This is a genomic window from Microbacterium sp. NPDC058021 (assembly GCF_042885955.1).
Taxonomy (GTDB): domain Bacteria; phylum Actinomycetota; class Actinomycetes; order Actinomycetales; family Microbacteriaceae; genus Microbacterium.
In genome coordinates, this window is sequence record NZ_JBHVRF010000002.1 from 589,288 (window position 1) to 608,408 (window position 19,121).

At 70.8% G+C, this 19,121-nt stretch carries 15 protein-coding genes; 7 read left to right on the forward strand and 8 right to left on the reverse strand.

Annotated elements, in window-relative coordinates:
* Positions 1 to 7 precede the first annotated feature (7 nt).
* From ACFVR6_RS06365 to rsmA, 3 genes are read right to left on the reverse strand one after another with little or no spacing between them, the layout of a single operon-like run.
* Positions 8 to 940 carry a 4-(cytidine 5'-diphospho)-2-C-methyl-D-erythritol kinase gene (locus ACFVR6_RS06365; protein WP_386959981.1) on the reverse strand — a complete coding sequence of 311 codons (933 nt, stop codon included), beginning with the start codon at positions 938 to 940 and terminating at the stop codon, positions 8 to 10.
* On the reverse strand, positions 937 to 2,001 hold the full coding sequence (locus tag ACFVR6_RS06370; RefSeq protein WP_386959983.1) for an aldo/keto reductase: 1,065 nt from the start codon (positions 1,999 to 2,001) through the stop codon (positions 937 to 939). Before ACFVR6_RS06370 ends, ACFVR6_RS06365 begins: the two co-directional genes overlap by 4 nt.
* Positions 2,002 to 2,010: 9 nt before the next feature.
* Entirely contained in the window at positions 2,011 to 2,865 is an 855-nt protein-coding gene (rsmA, locus tag ACFVR6_RS06375; protein ID WP_386959986.1) for a 16S rRNA (adenine(1518)-N(6)/adenine(1519)-N(6))-dimethyltransferase RsmA, read from the reverse strand.
* A gap of 283 nt (positions 2,866 to 3,148) precedes the next feature.
* Here rsmA and ACFVR6_RS06380 point away from each other — a divergent pair, with 283 nt between their 5' ends.
* Genes ACFVR6_RS06380 through ACFVR6_RS06390 form a run of 3 tightly spaced genes read left to right on the forward strand, consistent with a single transcriptional unit; the run spans position 3,149 to position 7,532 of the window.
* A complete protein-coding gene (locus tag ACFVR6_RS06380; RefSeq protein WP_386959989.1) occupies positions 3,149 to 4,780 on the forward strand; it encodes a glycosyltransferase in 1,632 nt (543 codons plus the stop codon).
* Positions 4,777 to 5,508: an HlyD family efflux transporter periplasmic adaptor subunit gene (locus ACFVR6_RS06385; RefSeq protein WP_386959991.1), complete on the forward strand. Its 732-nt coding sequence runs from the start codon at positions 4,777 to 4,779 to the stop codon at positions 5,506 to 5,508. Before ACFVR6_RS06380 ends, ACFVR6_RS06385 begins: the two co-directional genes overlap by 4 nt.
* Entirely contained in the window at positions 5,505 to 7,532 is a 2,028-nt protein-coding gene (locus ACFVR6_RS06390; RefSeq protein WP_386959994.1) for a glycosyl hydrolase, read from the forward strand. Before ACFVR6_RS06385 ends, ACFVR6_RS06390 begins: the two co-directional genes overlap by 4 nt.
* Here ACFVR6_RS06390 and ACFVR6_RS06395 read toward each other — a convergent pair.
* The 4 genes from ACFVR6_RS06395 to ACFVR6_RS06410 form a co-directional block, all read right to left on the reverse strand.
* Positions 7,511 to 8,392 (reverse strand): TatD family hydrolase, encoded by an 882-nt coding sequence (locus ACFVR6_RS06395; protein ID WP_386959997.1) that lies wholly within the window; start codon positions 8,390 to 8,392, stop codon positions 7,511 to 7,513. The two genes, ACFVR6_RS06390 and ACFVR6_RS06395, sit on opposite strands and share 22 nt — an antisense overlap.
* Positions 8,389 to 9,966: a methionine--tRNA ligase gene (gene metG / locus ACFVR6_RS06400; protein WP_386960000.1), complete on the reverse strand. Its 1,578-nt coding sequence runs from the start codon at positions 9,964 to 9,966 to the stop codon at positions 8,389 to 8,391. Before metG ends, ACFVR6_RS06395 begins: the two co-directional genes overlap by 4 nt.
* A gap of 41 nt (positions 9,967 to 10,007) precedes the next feature.
* The gene (locus ACFVR6_RS06405) at positions 10,008 to 10,508 is read right to left on the reverse strand and encodes an ArsR/SmtB family transcription factor (RefSeq protein ID WP_386960003.1); all 501 of its coding nucleotides are present in this window, start codon (positions 10,506 to 10,508) and stop codon (positions 10,008 to 10,010) included.
* 638 nt (positions 10,509 to 11,146) lie between these two features.
* Entirely contained in the window at positions 11,147 to 12,163 is a 1,017-nt protein-coding gene (locus ACFVR6_RS06410) for a LacI family DNA-binding transcriptional regulator (RefSeq protein ID WP_386960006.1), read from the reverse strand.
* Between the two features lie 153 nt (positions 12,164 to 12,316).
* Between ACFVR6_RS06410 and ACFVR6_RS06415 the strand changes: the two genes are divergently transcribed.
* From ACFVR6_RS06415 to ACFVR6_RS06430, 4 genes are all read left to right on the forward strand, one after another.
* Complete coding sequence (locus ACFVR6_RS06415; RefSeq protein WP_386960008.1) at positions 12,317 to 14,341, forward strand: beta-galactosidase; 2,025 nt, start codon at positions 12,317 to 12,319, stop codon at positions 14,339 to 14,341.
* A gap of 105 nt (positions 14,342 to 14,446) precedes the next feature.
* On the forward strand, positions 14,447 to 15,673 hold the full coding sequence (locus ACFVR6_RS06420) for a sugar ABC transporter substrate-binding protein (protein ID WP_386960010.1): 1,227 nt from the start codon (positions 14,447 to 14,449) through the stop codon (positions 15,671 to 15,673).
* A 77-nt stretch (positions 15,674 to 15,750) separates the two neighbouring features.
* Entirely contained in the window at positions 15,751 to 17,373 is a 1,623-nt protein-coding gene (locus ACFVR6_RS06425) for an ABC transporter permease subunit (RefSeq protein ID WP_386960013.1), read from the forward strand.
* Positions 17,373 to 18,284, forward strand: a complete 912-nt coding sequence (locus ACFVR6_RS06430) for a sugar ABC transporter permease (protein WP_386960016.1) — start codon at positions 17,373 to 17,375, stop codon at positions 18,282 to 18,284. The genes ACFVR6_RS06425 and ACFVR6_RS06430 overlap by 1 nt, the downstream gene beginning before the upstream one ends.
* On the opposite strand, the gene rsmI is transcribed toward ACFVR6_RS06430, so the two are convergent.
* Entirely contained in the window at positions 18,274 to 19,110 is an 837-nt protein-coding gene (gene rsmI / locus ACFVR6_RS06435) for a 16S rRNA (cytidine(1402)-2'-O)-methyltransferase (protein WP_386960019.1), read from the reverse strand. The genes ACFVR6_RS06430 and rsmI overlap by 11 nt on opposite strands.
* Positions 19,111 to 19,121 lie beyond the last annotated feature (11 nt).

Consider the following 19,121-nt stretch of genomic DNA (forward strand, 5'->3'; position numbering starts at 1 on the left):
TGTGCCCTCAACCGACGACACGCGCCCCCGGCACCGGTCCGTGGACCGTCAGCGCATCGAACCCGGCGGCGGCGAGGGTGACCCGCAGATCCAGCGCGGCGGTGGCATCGGCGGCGAGGAAGGCCACCGTGGGACCCGAGCCCGACACGAGACCCGCCAGCGCACCGTTGTCGCAGCCGAGGTCGCGCAGCGCCGCCAATTCGGGGCGCAGCGAGAAGGCGGCATCCTGCAGATCGTTGCGCAGGGCCGCGGCGACCGCGGTCGCGTCGCCGGTACGGAGGGCCTGCAGGACGGCGGGGTCGGCGTCGGGAACGCCGCGCGCCGGGGCGATGTCGGGAGCGCTGCGTTCGCGGAGGCGGTCGAGTTCGCGATACACGTCGGGGGTCGACAGCCCCACCGAGGTCGTCGCGATCACCCAGTCCAGCCGTCCGCGCGCGAGCGCGGGGCTGAGCTGGTCGCCGCGCCCGGTGCCGACGGCGGTGCCGCCCATGAGCGCGAACGGCACGTCGGCGCCCAGGCGCGTGGCCAGCTGCTGCAGGCGTGCGGGGGTCACCCCGCCGTCCCAGAGCGCGTCGCACGCGACCAGCGCCGCCGCGGCATCCGCCGAGCCGCCGCCCATGCCGCCGGCCACCGGGACCGCCTTGTGGATCTCGAGGTGCACCCCACCGGGGTAGCCGATCTCCTGGGCGAGCAGCCGCGCGGCGCGGATGGCGAGGTTGCGGTCGTCGACGGGCACGCCCGAGACGTCCACGACGCCGTCGACGGAGATGGTGAACCCGTCGGCGTGCGTGGCGTAGACGTCTTCGTACGCGGACACGGCCTGGTAGACCGATGCCACGTCGTGATAGCCGTCCTCCTGCACGTCGCCGACCTCGAAGAAGACGTTGATCTTCCCCGGTGCGCGCACGTGCACCCGGTCGGGCGAGGCGGCCAGCGTCACGAGGTCGTCGACTCCCAGAGTCCGACCTCGATGCCGTCGGACAGGGCGTCGATGCGCTCCAGCTCCTCGGTGTCGAAGGCGGGTCCGCTGACGGCGGCGAGGTTCTCGTCGAGCTGCTCCGGCCGGGACGCGCCGACGAGCGCCGAGGCCACCACGCCGTCGCGCAGCACCCACTGCAGCGCCATCTGGGCGAGGGTCTGGCCGCGTTCCTTCGCGATCGCGTCGAGGCCCAGGAGGCGCCCGCGGGCCTTCTCCGACACGGTGTCGCGCGGCAGCGACCAGCGGTCGAGGGAGCGCTCGGCCTTGCGGTCGCCGAGGTACTTGTCGGTGAGCACGCCCTGCCCGAGCGGCGAGAACGCGATCGCGCCCAAGCCCTCCTGCGTGAGCGCACCGGTGAGGCCGTCTTCGATCCAGCGGTTGACGATGGAGTACGAAGGCTGGTGGATCACCAGCGGCGTGCCGAGGCTGCGCGCGATGGCGGTGGCTTCGATGGTGCGCGCGGCGCTGTAGGAGGAGATGCCGACGTACAGGGCCTTGCCCTGGCGCACGAGCGTGTCCAGCGCCCCGATGGTCTCCTCCAGCGGCACCGACGGGTCGTCGCGGTGGGAGTAGAAGATGTCGACGTAGTCGATGCTCATCCGCTGCAGCGACTGCTCGGCGCTGGCGAGCACGTACTTGCGGGACCCGCCCTCACCGTAGGGACCGCGCCACATGTCGTAGCCGGCCTTGGACGAGATGATCAGCTCGCCCCGGTAGCGGCCGAAGTCCTCGCGCATCATGCGGCCGAAGTTGGTCTCGGCGGCGCCGTAGGGCGGCCCGTAGTTGTTCGCGAGATCGAAGTGCGTGATGCCGATGTCGAACGCGTGACGCAGCACCTCGCGCTGGCGGTCGAACGGCACATTGTCACCGAAGTTCCACCACAGGCCCAGCGAAATGGGCGGCAGGCGCAGGCCCGATGTGCCCACTTGGCGGTAGTCGACGGAGCCGTAGCGTTCATCGGCGGCGGTGTACGGCCGGTGGAGGTCGGCGACGGTGGGCTTGGAGCGCGGGGAATCTGTCACCCACCCACGCTACTGCGAGAGGGGGGCTGCGCGCGCGATGCGCAGGAACTCCTCGACCTGCAGCTCCTCGCCGCGAGCGGTGGGGGCGACCCCCGCCGCCTCGAGCACGGCGGACGCTTCGGCGGCCGTGCCGCCCAGCACACCCGCCAGCGCCTGGCGCAGCATCTTGCGGCGCTGTCCGAACGCGGCATCCACGATCTCGAAGGTGCGCCGGCGCTCCTCCTCGGTGCCGCGGGGCTCCGGATCGCGGCGGAAGCCGACCAGCACGCTGTCGACGTTGGGGACGGGCCAGAAGACCTGGCGCGACACGGTGCCCGCCAGCCGCCACGGGCCGTACCAGGCGGCCTTGACGCTCGGCCCGCCGTACGCCTTCGTGCGGGGGGATGCCGCCAGGCGCTCCCCCACTTCGGCCTGCACCATCACGACGCCCCGCTCGAGGTGGTCGAAGGTCTCGAGGAAGTGCAGCAGCACGGGCACGCTGACGTTGTACGGCAGGTTCGCCACGAGCACCTGGGGATCGCCGGGAAGCTCGGTCACGCGCAGCGCGTCCGCGTCGAGGACCGTCAGCGCGCCGTCGGGCACGCCGTGGGCGGCGGCGGTGGCGGGCAGGCGCGCGGCGAGGCGGTGGTCGATCTCGACGGCGGTGACCGTCGCGCCGGTCTCCAGGATCGCCAGGGTGAGCGACCCGAGGCCGGGACCCACTTCGACGACGCGGTCGCCCGGCTGGACGCCGGCGACCTGCACGATCTTGCGGACCGTGTTGGCGTCGACCACGAAGTTCTGACCCAGCTTCTTCGTGGGGGTGACGTCGAGTTCGGCTGCGAGCGCGCGGATCTCTGCCGCGCCGAGGAGGGTCACCGGCATACCTCAACAGTACCGAGTCGGCATCCAGCCACTCGTCACACAGCGTTCACACGAAGGGAACACGCCTGTCGTGCCGGGCGCGCATCATGGACAACACGTTGCGGTCCCTGGGGGGATACGCCGCAACGCCAGGGGAAGGATCCATGCGCGCCGACGGCGCTGCGGATGGGTGCACCGCCAGTCCATCGGGGGGAACCGAATGGCACGCATCGCATCACCACGTCCACGCAGCACCACCGCAGAGCGGCTGGAGCCGAGAACCGGCGGAGAGCCGACACCGGTCATGATCCTGCTCGTCGTCGTCGCGACGATCGGGGTGCTGGCCTACGCGGCGTTCCTGCTGGCGCCGGACAGCCGCGGGGACCTGCTGCCCTACCTCATGGTCATCGTCGCGGAGTCCATCCTGGTGCTGCATGCGCTGCTGTCGATGTGGACGATCCTCTCCAGCGGGCGCAACCCCCGTGACTATGCGGCGCACGACGCCGCCGCGCGCCTGCTGCCACGCCTGGCGCGCGGCGACGACACCGTGCACCTGCGCGGAGCGCCCGTGCAGATCGATGTGTTCGTCACGGTCTACGGCGAGGATCCGGCGACGGTCCGCCGCACCGTCGCGGCGGCGGTCGCGCTGCAGGGCGCGCATCGCACCTGGGTGCTGGACGACGGAAAGTCCGACGACATCAGGGCGATGGCGGCGGAGGTCGGCGCGTGGTACGTGCGCCGGCTGAGCTCCCACGGCGCGAAGGCGGGCAACATCAACCACGCGCTGACCCTGGCCAAGGGACAGTTCTTCGCCATCTTCGACGCGGACTTCGTCCCCTCGCCCCGGTTCCTGCTGGAGACCATGCCCATCTTCGTGCACGACGACGTCGCGTTCGTGCAGACGCCGCAGGTCTACGGCAATCTCGACACCGTCGTCGCCCGCGGGGCGGCGTACATGCAGACGGTGTTCTACCGATTCATCCAACCCGGCCGCAACCGCTTCAACGCGGCCTTCTGCGTCGGCACGAACGTCGTGTTCCGCCGCCGCGCGATCGACGAGATCGGCGGCATCTACACGGATTCGAAGTCGGAGGACGTCTGGACCGCGCTGCTGCTGCACGAACGCGGGTGGCGCTCGGTGTTCCTGCCCGACGCGCTCGCCGTCGGTGAGGCGCCCGAGACGATCGAGGCGTACAGCCAGCAGCAGCTGCGCTGGGCGACGGGCGGATTCGAGATCCTGCTGCACCACAACCCGCTGAGCCCGCGGCGCACCCTCACCACCGACCAGCGCATCCAGTACCTCGTGACGGCGAGCTTCTACCTCGCCGGCATCTGTCCACTGCTGCTGCTGCTGGTGCCGCCGTTGGAGATCTACTTCGACCTGCGGCCGATGACGCTCGAGACCACCGTGCTCACGTGGGCGCTGTACTACGCGGGCTTCTACGTCATGCAGATCCTGCTCGCCTGGTTCGCCGTCGGGTCGTTCCGGTGGGAGACGCTCACCCTCGCCACGGTGTCGTTCCCGATCTACGCGAAAGCGCTGTGGAACGCCCTCACCGGAAAGGACGTCGGCTGGCACGTCACCGGCTCCGCCACGCGGCGGTCGCCCTTCAACTTCATCATCCCGCAGACGCTCTTCTTCCTCTTCCTGGCGCTGACGACGGTCGTTGCGATCTGGCGCGACGCCGACAACGGCGTGTTCACCCTGGCCACCGCGTGGAACGCCACCAACACCGTGATCCTCGGCGCGTTCGTCGTGACCGCGCTGCGCGAAGCGCATGTCCTCGCGCATCCGAAGGCCCGCGTCGTGCCGGCGGGGGTCCCGACGCTCGCCGCGCCCGTCACCGTCGTCGCACGGCCGCCGGCGGTCGCGGAGCCGGTCGCCGCACCGGTCGCCACCGCGCCGGAACTCGTCCCCGCCGGAGGTGCGCGATGACCTGGACCAATCGGCTGAAGCTCGCCGGCGGCATCCTGCTGGTGCTGGTCGTGGTGGCCGCGTGCACCGTCGTGTTCAACCAGCGCCAGCACCGGGTGCTGTCCACGAGCGCGATGATCGTCGCGCAGAATTACCCCGTCGGCACCGACTACGGCGGCATCGTCACCCGGCAGTACATCGACGTCGGCGACGAAGTGGCGGTCGGCCAACCGCTCTTCGAGGTGCGCAGCCTGCAGCTGCAACGAGACATCGCCTCGGGCCAGGTCTCCGACGCGGAGGTCGCGGCGAGCGTCGCGGCGGACGGCACCTCCACGATCGTCGCCACCGTCGACGGCACCGTCCGCGACGTGGCCGTGCCGCAGGGGGGATTCGCCCAGGCCGGGAGCGTGCTGGCGACGGTCGATCAGGACGCGTCGCTGTTCGTCGAGGCGGAGTTCCTGCTCTCGCCGCGCGATTATGCCCGCATCGCCGAGGGCAGCGACGTGGAACTGCTGCTGCCCAACCAGTCGGTGCTGCGCGGCGACGTCGACGGGATCGACGTCGAGACCGCCGAGGGCCAGGCGATGTCCACCCTGCGGATCACGAGCGGCGACCTGTCGCGGCGCGCCGCCACCGGTCTGTTCCAGGCGGGCACCCCGGTGCAGGTCACCCTGCAGCTTCGTGACGACGGGCCGCTCGCCGGCGTCGGCGATGCGCTGCGGGATCTCGTGCAGAAGGTGGGCCTGTGAACGCCCGGCGCCTCGTCACGGGGCTGCTGGTGGGTGCGGCGCTCGTGGTGACCGGCTGCACGGCCGGTCCGGTCGACGATGCCGTGCCCGGTCAGTGGGCGCCGCAGGCGGTGTCGGCGGCCACGGTCTCGGGCCTGCCGGTGGAGCGCGTCGCAGAGGTGGGTGCGCCGCGGATCGCGGACGGCGTCATCCCGCCGACCAACCGCTGGTACTCGGGGCTCGTCTTCGGCGCGGAGCCGCAGCCGGTCTACCCGTTCCCGCTCGCGTTCGCGGCGGCATCCGACGCCTTCACGCTGGACCTGCCGGCGGTCTCGGCGACGGCGCAGACCATTGCGGCCTCGTTCGCCGGCGGCCTGCAGGTCGGGTTGACCGCGGACCGCTTCGGGGCCGTGCGGGCGGATGCCGTCTCGGTCACGCTGCGCTGGTGGGACGGCGGCGACGCCGTCGGCGACGTGACGATCGCGGAGGGCTCCCCCGTGGTCGGCTTCACGGCGGCGCGGGAGTCCGCCCTGGTTCCCGGCGCTGCGCTCGAGCCCGCGGGCGACGGGGTGTGGACGGCGACCGCCGACGACACGACGTTCGGTGTCGTGGCCCCCGGGTCCCGGTGGTCCGAGGGCACCCTGACGGTTCCGGCCGACGGGCACGCGCAGTGGTTCGCGCTGCCGGACGATGCCGACATCGCCGACTGGGCGGCCGCACTGGATGCCCCGATCAGCGGGGTGGAGATCGACTCCGGCCAGGACGCGGAGGCCTCGTCGACCCGGCTGACGTACACCGGCACCGCGGCGACCGTCCTCGTGCCGTTCCCCGGCCACGAGACGGATGCCGCGTGCGGGCTGGGCACCTTCCGCACCGCTTACGGCGACGCGGTCGCGTGCGCGGGCACCGAGCTGGAATGGTCGGTGCCCGTCCAGCCCGCCCGGGCGTCGTTCGATCTCGACGGCGCCGACGACGCGGTCCGCAGCGACATCGCGGCGCAGATCGCGGCGGATCTGGATGCCACGCCGCCGCTTCCCACCGACACCTACTACGGCGGCAAGGCGCTCGCCCGCCTGGGCGCGCTCCTCACCCTCGCCGGCGAACTGGGAGAGGCCGACCTCGCCGCCCGCGTCGCCGAGCGCCTGTGGACGGAACTGTCGCCGTGGGCGGAGCCCGGCGGCTGCGCCGAGCGCGACACCCGCTGCTTCGTCTACGACGATGCGCTGCGCCTGGTGGTGGGCAAGGCCCCCTCGTTCGGGTCGGAGGAGGGCAACGACCACCACTTCCACTACGGCTACTTCCTCAGCGCTGCGGCGGCGCTCGTCGCCGCAGCGCCCGAGCGTGCCGAGCCCCTGCGGGAGGTGATGGACGCGCTGGCCGCGGACATCGCCGGCGGTGCGGCCGCGGACGCCCTCCCGCAGCTGCGCGTGTTCGACCCGTACCGCGGCCACTCCTGGGCATCGGGCCTGTCGCCTTTCGCCGACGGCAACAACCAGGAATCGAGCTCCGAGGCGGTCGCCGCCTGGAACGGCCTGGCGCTGTGGGCCGAGGCACGCGGCGACGACGCGCTGACGTCGACGGCGACCTGGCTGCTGTCGGCCGAGGTCGCCGCCGCCCGCGCGCTCTGGCTGGAACCGGACCCGCAGACCCTCGCCGAAGGCTTCGCCCACCCGATCGTGTCGCTCACCTGGGGCGGCAAACGTGATTATGCGACGTGGTTCTCGCCGGAGCCGTCCGCGTTCCTCGGCATCCAGCTGCTGCCGTTGAGTCCGGTGGCGCTGGACTACCTCGGCGCGAACCCTGCGCGCGTGGCGGCGAACGTCGCCGATGCCGGGCCCACCGCGTTCACCGGGCCCCTTGGGGAGTACGTGCGGATGTACTCGGCGCTGGCCGGCGAGGCCGAGCGCGCGGCCGCGGCGGCCGCGCTGGCGACACTGCCGGCGGTCGACGACGGCAACTCGAAGGCCGTCATGCTCGCGTGGCTGACCGCCGCCGCGGGGGCATCGTCGTCGGCGTCGGCGGGTCAGTCGGCGAAGGATCCGTAGACGGCGAGGGTGTTGGCGGCCAGCTGCGCACACAGCGCGTCGAGGTCGGTGCCGAGCTCCTCCGCCAGGAAGCGCACGGTCGCCGGGATCAGATACGGCGCGTTCGGTCGGCCACGGTAGGGCACGGGGGTGAGGAAGGGCGCGTCGGTCTCGACGAGGATGCGCTCGTGGGGGGTCACCGCGAGCGCGTCGCGCAGGTTCTGCGCGTTCTTGAAGGTCACGTTGCCGGCGAACGAGAGGTAGTAGCCGGCGTCGGCGGCGATGCGCGCCATGTCGGCATCGCCCGAGAAGCAGTGGAAGACCGTACGGTCGGGCGCCCCGACGCGGCGGAGGGTCGCCAGCACCTCGTCGTGCGCGTCACGGTCGTGGATCTGCATCGCGATGCCGTGGCGCTTGGCGAGCGCGATGTGCGCCTCGAAGCTCTCGTACTGGGCGGGCAGGCCTTCGGGTCCGGTGCGGAAGAAGTCCAGCCCCGTCTCCCCGATCGCCCGCACCCGCGGCTGGGCGGCGAGCTCGTCGATCGCGGCGATGGCCTCGGCGAGCATGCCCCGCTCGGCATATGCCGGTGCTTCGTTGGGATGGATCGCCACGGCGGCGAGCACCTGGGAGTGTGATTGCGCCGCCCACGCCGACCAGCGGCTCGAGTCGATGTCACCACCGGCCTGCACGACCCCGACGACTCCGACGGCCGTCGCACGGGCCAGCTGCTCGTCGAGGCTCAGCCCCACCTCGCCGTCCTCGATCTCGAGGTGGGCGTGGTTGTCGTACACCGGCACCGCGAGCGGCTCGGGGGCGGGCGGGTAACTCACGTCCCGCGCGCCCTTCTCCCGCTGCCGGACGTACTGGCTCGGATCGGTCATGCGCTCTGTTCGACGCGGGGGAAAAGCGGCGCGAGCCCGCTGACCGACGCCCCGGCGGGCAGCTGCCCCCAGGTGCCGGCGTCGCGAATGGGCTGGTCCTGCAGCGCGCCGAGGGTCGCGGCGGCACCGAGGGCGTCCCACAGGATGCCGGTGGCGTGCGGCATGACCGGCGACAGCAGCACCGCGAGGGCGCGCAGGCCCTCGGCGGCGGTGTACAGCACCGTGCCGAGCCGCTCGCGCTGCGCGTCGTCCTTGGCGAGCGCCCACGGCTCGTTCTCGGTGATGTACAGGTTCAGCGCGTCGACGATCGTCCAGATGGCGGTGATCGCCTCATCCGGGCGGAACCGCTCCATGGCGGCATCCGCGGCGGCGGCGGCATCGGCCACCGTCTGCTGCACGCGCAGGTCGGCGTCGGTGTACGCACCTGCGGGCGGCACGACGGCTTCGAAGTAGCGCTCGACCATCGCGATCGTGCGGGAGGCGAGGTTGCCGAACCCGTTGGCCAGCTCCGCCTGGTAGCGGGCGGAGAGGTCCTCCCACGAGAACGAGCCGTCCTGGCCGAAGGCGATGGCGGAGAGGAAGTAGAACCTGTACGCGTCGGAGCCGAACACGTCCGTGATCTCCGACGGCGCGATGCCGGTGAGCTTGGACTTCGACATCTTCTCGCCGCCGACCAGCAGCCAGCCGTGCGCGAAGACGCCGCGGGGAACCTCGACGCCGGCGGCCATGAGCATCGCGGGCCAGATGACGGCGTGGAAGCGCAGGATGTCCTTGCCGACGACGTGGTAGGCCGGCCAGCGACGCTCGAACTGCTCGGGGTCACTCCCGTAGCCGACGGCGGTGGCGTAGTTCAGCAGCGCGTCGACCCACACGTAGATGACGTGCGACTCGTCCCACGGCACACCGATGCCCCAGTCGAACGTCGACCGCGAGATGGAGAGGTCCTTCAGGCCGTTCTTGACGAACGAGATGACCTCGTTGCGGGCGGAATCCGGGCGCACGAAGTCGGGGACATCCTTGTAGAGCTCGAGCAGCTTGTCCTGGAACTCGCTGAGCTTGAAGAAGTAGTTCTTCTCCTGCAGCAGCTCGAGCGGCTTGGAGTGGATGGCGCAGACCTTGAGGCCTTCGAAGGCACCGGTGCCGTCGACGATCTCGGATTCGGGCTTGAACTCCTCGCAGCCCACGCAGTACAGCGCCTCGTACTCCCCGGCGTAGATGTAGCCGCGGTCGTAGAGTGTCTGGAAGAAGGCCTGCACGTTGCGCTCGTGGCGCTCCTGCGTCGTGCGGATGAAGTCGTCGTTGGCGACGTCGAGGGTCTCCAGCAGCGGGAACCACGACTCGGTGACGAGCTTGTCCACCCACTGCTGCGGCGTGACGCCGTTGGCCGCAGCGGCGCGCAGCATCTTCTGGCCGTGCTCGTCGGTGCCCGTGAGCATCCACGTGTCATCGCCCGCCTGGCGGTGCCAGCGCGCGAGGGTGTCCACCGCCACGGTGGTGTAGCCGTGGCCGATGTGGGGCACGTCGCTGGGATAGTAGATCGGCGTCGTGATGTAGAAAGAGCGGCCTGAAGTCACCCGTCGATTCTAGGTGGGGCGGGCTGCGCGCTCGCTCCGGGTTACGGCAGCGGCATGTGTTCCACCACCGGGAACACCGGATAGAGCCCCGCTTCGGGGTCGCTCGCCTCGGGCGGGAGGCTCTGATGGCCGCGGCGTCCGCGCGCCGGCGCGCGCCCCGGACCCTTGCGCGGCACCGGTCGGCCGTCGAATCCGGGCCCGGCCAGCGGATCCCTCTTGGCCCGCAGATCGCTGTCCCAGCCGATGCCGCCGGACATCTTCCGCCGCAGCCGTCGGACGGCCGCCTCCAGCGAGCCGAGGCCGTCGCGCGTCAGGTAGTACCAGCGCCACTGGAAGTCGCCGCGCACCTCGACGAACCCGGCGTCACGCAGGATCCGGAGGTGCTTGGAGATCGCCGTGCGGCTGATGCGGAACTCGCCACCGACGACGGCGGCGAGTTGCCCCGCGGTGTGCTCGCCGTCGGCCAGCACCTCGACGAGGCGCCGGCGCACCGGTTCGGCCATGGCCTCGAACGGGTCGATCGTGCGCGCGTAGCGATCCATGGCCGCACGCTACGCGCCCCCTCCGACACGCCCGCCGTACCCGCCTCCCCTCGCCCCGCCCCGCCCCGCCACGCCCGCCTCGCCCCGCCCCGCGCCACCCGCGCCGCCCCGCACGTTGCCCGCGCGGAGCCCTCCGGGACCGCAGACACTTTCTTTTTCGCATGTGAGTTCCCGCTCACGCACTCCCCCGCCCCGACAGCGGCGGCTGCGGCGAGCACGACGCGACCTCCGGCCGCCCGTCGCGCTCTCCCCACCCGCCCCCCTCGAACACGCATGTGACTTCCCGCTCACACAGCTCCAGGCTCAGTGACAGGTGTGTGAACGGGAACTCACGTGCGGATCCGAGGTGTCTCCGGACCGCGGGCGGTGCGCCGGCCGGGACGGTGTTCGACGCAGCGGGTGCGCCGAGAGGGCCTTCGGCGGACTGATGCCCCGCGTGTGTGCGCAGGAACTCACATGCGGGATCGAGAGAACGCGTGCGGAGTGGCCTCGGCTCCGGCGGCAGCGGCGGGTGTGCGCAGGAACTCACATGCGGAATCGAGAGAACGTGTGCGAAATGGCCGCGGCTCCGGTGGGAGCGGGGGGCGGGCAGGGGGCCCGGCGCGCACGGCCGGAACCGCCGCCGGTCGGGGCGGGACTCAGGCGCTGTCGCGCACGATGAGGGTCGTCGGCAGCACGACGTCCTCACGGGGGACGCCGTTGATGACGTCGATCAGGATCTCCACCATCGCACTGCTGATCTGGCTCCACGGCTGGCGCATCGTCGTCAGCGGCGGGTCGTGCGTCTCGGCCAGACCCGAGTCGTCGAAGCCGGCGACGGCGAGATCCTCGGGCACGCGCCGGCCGGCACGGCGGGCGGCGGCGATCGCCCCGACAGCCATGACATCGGATGCCGCGAACACGGCGTCGATATCGGGCGCGCGCTCCAGCAGCCGCGTCATTGCTGCCGCACCCGCCTCGCTCGAGTACACGTCCTGCTCGACGAGGTCGGGGTCGAACCGGTCGCCCATCTCCTCACGGAAGCCGACCAATCGGTAACGGCCACCCGACGTGTCGTCGGGGCCGGTGATGACGCCGATCTTCCGGTAGCCGCGATCGATGAGGTGACGGGTCATGACGCGGGCCGACTCCGTCTCGTCCACCGAGACGGTCGGGACGTACGCGCGGTGCCCCAGCGGCACACCGGTGCACACGGTCGGCACGCCCGCCTCGATGAGCGAGGCCAGCAGCGGGTCGGATTCGTGCGAGGAGATCAGCAGCACACCGTCGACGTGGCCGGCGCGCACATAGTGCTCGACGTTCGCCCGCTCCGCAGCGGTGTCCGCCACCAGCAGCACGAGGGTCATCGACCGCTGCGCGAGCGCCTCGGTCGCCCCGCGCAGCAGCAGCGCGAACGTCGGGTCGGCGAACAGCAGCTGCTGCGGCTCGGTCAGGAGGAAGGCAAGCGAGTTCGAGCGGCCGGTGGCCAGGCTCCGCGCGGCGTGGTTGGCCGTGTAGCCGGTGCGCGCGATGGCCTCCTCGACCGCTTCGCGCGCGTCGGGCGACACCCAGTGACCACCGTTGATGACGCGCGACACGGTGCCCCGTGACACGCCTGCGGCCGCCGCGACGTCACGGATCGTCGGGCGGCGGCGACCATCGTTGAGATCCCCCACGTCGAGTGACTTTACCCCCACCGAGCCCGTCCCGTGACCGGTCACAGTTCGATAACACGAGATGCGGGACCCGTGAGGACCACGTAGGCTGTCTGCATCACCTGGGACCGGTCACAGCAGACGAGCGGTCCCCCGAATCCGAGGATGAGTTCGATGACCTCGACCCCCCGCTGGCCCGACGTAGACGGCATCGCCTACGGCGGTGACTACACCCCCGAGCAGTGGTCGCGTGAGACCTGGCGCGAAGACGTCGCCCTCATGCGCGAGGCCGGGGTGAATCTCGTCAGCATCGGCATCTTCGCGTGGGCGCTGCTGGAGACGGCCGAGGGCGAGTTCGACTTCACCTGGCTCGACGAGGTCGTCGAGTTGCTGCACGAGAACGGCATCCGGGTGGACATGGGCACCCCGACCGCCTCTCCCCCTGCCTGGTTCTTCGCCGCGCACCCCGACGCCCGCGTGATCACCCGCGACGGCGTCACCCTCGGCTTCGGTGCACGCGGCATGGCGTCGCACTCCGCACCTGCCTACCGCGAGGCAGCCGTGCGCATCGCCACCGAGCTCGCCCAGCGCTACGGCAACCACCCCGCCGTCGTGCTCTGGCACGTGCACAACGAGTACGGCGTCCCCGTCGGCGAGGACTACTCGCCCCACGCCGTGCGCGAATGGCGCCTGTGGCTGCAGGAGCGCTACGGCTCCCTCGACGCGCTCAACGCCGCGTGGGGCACCGCCTTCTGGGGTCAGCACTACACCGACTGGGAGCACGTCGGCGCCCCCGCCGCCGCCCCCTCGACGGTCAACCCCGCCCAGCGCCTGGACTACGCCCGGTTCACCGACCACCAGCTGCGCGCGTGCTTCATCGCCGAACGCGACGCGATCCGCGCGCACAGCGATCGGCCCATCACCACCAACTTCATGGCGAACCAGCACAACGGCTGCGACCTGTGGGCGTGGGCACGCGAGGTCGACATCGTCTCGGACGACCACTACCTGTGGGCGGCCGACGAAGAGGGCGAGATCGGTCTGGCCATCGCCGCCGACCTCACCCGCTCGGTCGGCGGCGGTGCGCCGTGGATCCTCATGGAGCACTCCACCTCCGCCGTCAACTGGCAGCCGCGCAACATCGCCAAGCGCCCCGGTGAGATGGCGCGCAACTCGCTCTCGCATCTCGGCCGCGGCGCCGACGGCATCCTCTTCTTCCAGTGGCGCGCCTCGCGCTCGGGCGCCGAGAAGTTCCACTCCGCGATGCTCCCCCACGCCGGCACCGACTCCCGCGTGTGGCGCGAGGTCGTCGACCTCGGCGCCAGGCTCGACCGCCTCGAGGAGGTGCGCGGCTCCCGAGTGCACGCCGACGTCGCCATCCTCTGGGACTTCGAGTCGTTCTGGGCGCAGGATCTGGAATGGCGCCCGTCGGAGGACGTCGGCCACGACGAGCGCATCCGCGCCTACTACGAGCGACTGTGGCGCGACGGCATCACCGTCGACTTCGCCCTGCCCGGCCAGGACCTCTCCGGCTACAAGCTCGTGATCGCCCCGGCCCAGTACATGCTGAGCCTCGCCGACGCCGACAACCTCAACCGCTACGTCGAAGGCGGCGGCACGCTCCTGGTGTCGTTCTTCTCGGCCGTCGTCGATGAGCACGACGCGGTGCACGCCGGCGGCTTCGGCGCACCGCTCGAGCCCGCCCTGGGTGTGCGCGTCGAGGAGCACCTGCCGCTGCGGGAAGGCGCCACCGGCGACATCGACTGGAACGGACAGACCCTCCGCGCCGACGTCTGGCAGGAGGACCTGGTGCTCGCCGGTGCCGAGGTGCGGGCGACGTACCTCGGCGGCCCGGCAGCCGGCGAGCCGGCGATCACCCGCAACCACCACGGCGCGGGTGTGGGCTGGTACGTGAGCACCCGTCCGGATGCCGCGGGGCTGGCCGCGATCATGACCGCGGTCTACGCCGACGCGGGCGTCGCCCCCGCCGACGTGCCCGCCGGCGTCGAGATCGTCCGCCGCCGACGCGACGACGCGGAGTTCGTCGTCGCCATCAACCACACGACCGAGGCGGTACAGCTTCCGGTCGAGGGGATCAACCTGCTGACGCGGACCGAGATCACGGGCATGCTGAGTCTTGCCGGTGGCGACGTCGCCGTCATCCGCTCGCCGCGCACTGCTGCACGGGAGCAGGTCTGACAGATGTATCCGTTGCGGCCTCCCGGCCCAACATCCACCACCGGTCGTAAGGGCGCGACCTCAGACGAGGCCCGCAGGATCGACCACCCCACGGAAGGAAAATCCATGCGCAAGATGGGAATCGGCATCGTCGCGATCGCGTCGACTGCCGTCCTGCTCGCCGGTTGCGCCGGCGGCAGCACCGAGGAAGCGGACAGCACCGAGGGTTCGGGCGCCGTCCTGACCGTCTGGACGGACGAGAACCGCGAGCCCGCGATCGAGGCCGCTGCGGCCGCGTTCGAGGAGGAGACCGGCGCGAAGATCGAGCTGGTGCAGAAGAACTTCGAGGACATCCGCGCCGACTTCATCTCGCAGGTCCCGACCGGTGAAGGCCCCGACATCACGATCGGCGCGCACGACTGGCTGGGCGCCCTCGTGGCCGCCGGCGTCGTGGACACCGTGGACCTCGGCGAGAAGGCCGACTCGTTCGAGCAGGTCGCGGTCGACGCCATGACCTACGACGGTCAGCTCTACGCGCTGCCGTACTCGCTCGAGACGATCGCACTCGTCCAGAACACCGACCTGGTCGGCGAAGAGGCACCCGCGACGTGGGACGACATGATCGCCGCCGCACAGGGCGCGGGCGCTGAGCGTCCGATCGTCATCAACACCGCCGGGCAGACCGGTGACGCCTACACGATGTACGGCTTCCAGACGTCGTTCGGCGCTCCGGTCTTCCAGCAGGACGACACCGGCTCGTACACGACCGAGGTCGGCATGGGCGGCGCGCCCGGCGAGGCGTTCGCCACGTGGCTCGGCGCCAACGGCACCAACGGCACCGGCTACATCTCCACCACGATCGACTACGACACCAACAACGAGCTGTTCGCGTCCGGTCAGGCCGCCTACACCGTGCAGGGCCCGTGGGCGATCGAGGCACTGACCGCCGACGGCGTGAACGTCGCGGTGAACCCGATCCCGTCGGCCGGCGGCGAGACCGCGGCTCCCTTCGTGGGCGTGCAGGGCTTCTACCTGAGCTCGCAGAGCGAGAACGCGCTGCTGGCCCAGGAGTTCCTCGTGAACTACCTCGCCACCCCCGAGGCGCAGAAGGCGCTCTACGAAGCCGACCCGCGCATCCCCGCGTGGAGCGAGCTGGCTGAAGAGGTCTCCAGCGACCCGATCATCGGCGGCTTCGTCGCCTCGTCGCAGAACGGTGTGCCCATGCCCTCCATCCCCGAGATGGGTGCGGTCTGGGACCTGTGGAACGCCGCGCAGGTGCAGATCATCGGTGGCGCCGACCCCGTGTCGACGTGGAACCAGATGGTCACCGACGTCGAAGCAGCCATCGGCTGACACCCCCGCGGGGCGGGAGGTCACCCTCCCGCCCCGCACCCTCTCGCACACGCGAGTCCCTGATGCAGGAGGAGCCCATGTCGGTCCCGAAGGAAGACGTCGCCGCGAAGGCGCCGCAGACCCTCAGCCCGAAGTCCGAGTCACATGCCCGCAACTGGCGCGGCATCGGCTGGGGATTCGTCGTCAAACTGCTGCTGATGGCAGTCGTCAACGCCTTCGGCATCATGGCGGCCATCAGCGCCGTGCGCGCCGAGTCGTGGCTGATCCTGTCGGTGTCGATCCTGCTGCTGGTGATCGCCAACGTGGTGTACTTCACCAAGAAGGCGCTGCCGCTGAAGTACCTGCTGCCGGGGCTCATCTTCCTGCTGCTGTTCCAGGTGTTCATCTTCGTGTACACCGCCTACATCGCCTTCACCAACTACGGCAGCGGCCACATCGGCACGCAGGAGCAGGCGGTCAACGCCGCGCTGATCCAGGGTGAGCGTCGCGTCGACGACTCCCCCACCTACCCGCTCACGATCGTCGAACGCGGCGGCGAGTACGGCTTCGCCATCGTCGACGACGGCGAGGTCTTCGTCGGTGACGCCGACGAGCCGCTCGTCGAGTCCGAGGACGCCGTCATCGGCCAGGCGGGGGCTGCCACCGAGGTGCCGGGCTGGAACGTCGTGCCCCGCGCGGACCTCCTCACCGACCCGACCCTCCAGCAGACGGTGCAGAGCCTGCGCGTCCCGGTCTCCGACGACCCGAACGACGGCTCCATCCGCACCCGCGAGGGGACGACGGGCGCCGTCTATGAATCGACGCTGGTGTGGGACGAGAGCGCCCAGACCATCACCGACACCACCAACGGCACCGTGTACACCGCGAACGATCTCGGCAGCTTCGTCGCCGAGGACGGCACCGCCCTCACCACCGGCTGGTACGTCAACGTCGGCTTCGACAACTTCGTCCGGCTGTTCACCGAGCCGCGCCTCGTGCAGCCCCTGCTCATGGTCGCCGGCTGGACCTTCGCCTTCGCGATCCTCTCGGTCGCGCTGAGCTTCGGTGTCGGCCTGCTGTTCGCCCTCATCTTCAACGACCCACGGGTGCGCGCTCGCAAGTGGCTGCGGACGCTGTTCATCCTCCCGTACGCCTTCCCCGCCTTCATGTCGGCGCTGCTGTTCCGCGGCATGTTCAACGCCGAGTTCGGCGTGATCAACGACCTGTTCTTCTTCGGCGCCGAGATCAACTGGCTCGGCGACCCGTGGCTCGCCCGCATCGCGGTGCTGTGGGTGAACCTGTGGCTCAGCTACCCGTACTGGTTCCTGGTGTGCACCGGTGCCCTGCAGGCGCTGCCGGCGGACACGCTGGAGGCGGCATCCCTGGACGGCGCGGGACGGTTCCGCCAGTTCCGCTCGATCATCCTGCCGCTGCTGCTGGTGTCGACCGCGCCGCTGCTGATCTCGTCCTTCGCGTTCAGCTTCAACAACTTCACGATCATCTACATGTTCAACAACGGCGGTCCCGCCATACCCGGGGCGCCGTACGCGCTCGGTGCGACCGACATCCTCATCTCGGCGATCTACGACATCGCCGGCATCTCGGGCGGCGTCGCCGACTACGGCCTGGCCAGCGCCCTGTCGATCATCATCTTCATCATCGTCGGTGCGATCTCCGCCGTCGCCTTCCGACAGACCCGCAAGCTCGAGGAGTACCAGTGATGTCCACCACGACCGAGCAGGCTGTTCCCTCCACCACCCGCGTCGCCGGTGAGCGTCGCCCGGGTCACCGTCGGCGCTGGTTCGTCGAGGTCGGGTGGAAGTACCTCGTCGCCCTCGCGATCATCTTCTACGCGTGCTTCCCGCTGGTGTACGTGCTGTCGGCGTCGCTCAACCCGCGGGGCACCCTCTCGGCGGCCAACGCGCTGTTCAGCGCCTTCGACCTGTCGAACTACCTGGCACTGGCCGACACCAAATACTGGGCGTGGGCGGGCAACACCCTGATCGTCGCCGGCGTCTCGTCCGTCGGTGCCGTGCTCATGGGCGCGGCGGCGGCGTACGCGTTCTCCCGCTTCCGCTTCTCCGGCCGCCGGGTGGGCCTGACGACCCTCCTCATCGTGCAGATGTTCCCGCAGGCGCTCGCGTTCGTCGCGATCTTCCTCATGCTGCTGACGCTCGGCGAGGTCATCCCCGCGCTGGGACTGAACTCCAAGATCGCGCTCATCTGCGTCTACCTCGGCGGCGCCCTGGGAACGAACACGTTCCTCATGTACGGGTTCTTCAACACGATCCCCATGGAGATCGACGAGTCGGCGAAGATCGACGGCGCCACCCACGCTCAGATCTTCTGGCGCCTCATCATCCCGCTGGTGACCCCGATCCTCGCGGTCGTGGCGCTGCTGGCCTTCATCTCGGCCTTCGCGGACTTCATCATCGCCAAGATCGTGCTGGTCTCCGAGGATCAGTGGACCCTCGCCGTCGGCATGTACCAGTGGGTCTCGAACCAGCTGTCGTCGAACTGGGGATTGTTCGCCGCCGGCGCCGTGCTCGCCTCGATCCCGGTGCTGGTGCTGTTCCTGTCGCTGCAGCGCTACATCGTCGGCGGTCTCACCGCCGGCGCCGTCAAGGGGTGACGCCGCCGCTCCGGCGCGCCTGGAGCGCCGCAGCGTAGAGGTCGCGCGAAGCGAGACCGGATGCCGCGGCCACCTGGCCCGCGGCATCCTTCAGCCGCACGCCGTCCGCCACGAGCTCCAGCACGCGCGACAGCGCGTCCTCGGGGTCGGCGGCACGCGCCGGCGCCCCGCCCACCACGACGACGATCTCCCCGCGCACGCCGCCCGCCGCCCATGTGGCGAGGGCGGCGAGCTCGTCGCGGACGACCTCTTCGTGCAGCTTCGTCAGCTCGCGGCACACCGCAGCGGGACGGTCCGCCCCGAAGGCCTCGGCCATCGCGGCGAGGGTGGTCGCCAGCCGGGACGGCGCCTCGAAGAACACCATCGTGCGCGGCTCGGCAGCCAGCGCACCGAAGAACGACCGCCGCTCCCCCGCCTTCCGCGGCGCGAAGCCCTCGAACGTGAAGCGGTCGGTGGGGAGCCCCGACACCGCCAGCGCGGTCAGCACGGCGCTGGGACCGGGGATCGCGGTGACCGTCACGCCCAGTGCGACCGCGGCCGACACGAGGCCGAACCCGGGGTCGCTGACGGTGGGCATGCCGGCGTCGCTGAGCACCAGCAGGTCCTGCTCGCGGGCGAGCTCGGCCAGTTCCCCGGCTCGCGCCTTCTCGTTGTGGTCGTGCAGCGCGATCAGGCGAGGCCGGTTGGCGACGCCGAGCGCGGCGAGCAGGCGCTGGGTCGTGCGGGTGTCCTCCGCAGCGATCACCGTGGCCGTTTCGAGCGCTTCGACCAGGCGCCGCGAAGCGTCACCCAGATTGCCGATCGGGGTCGCCGCGAGGATGATCATCGAGCCAGCAT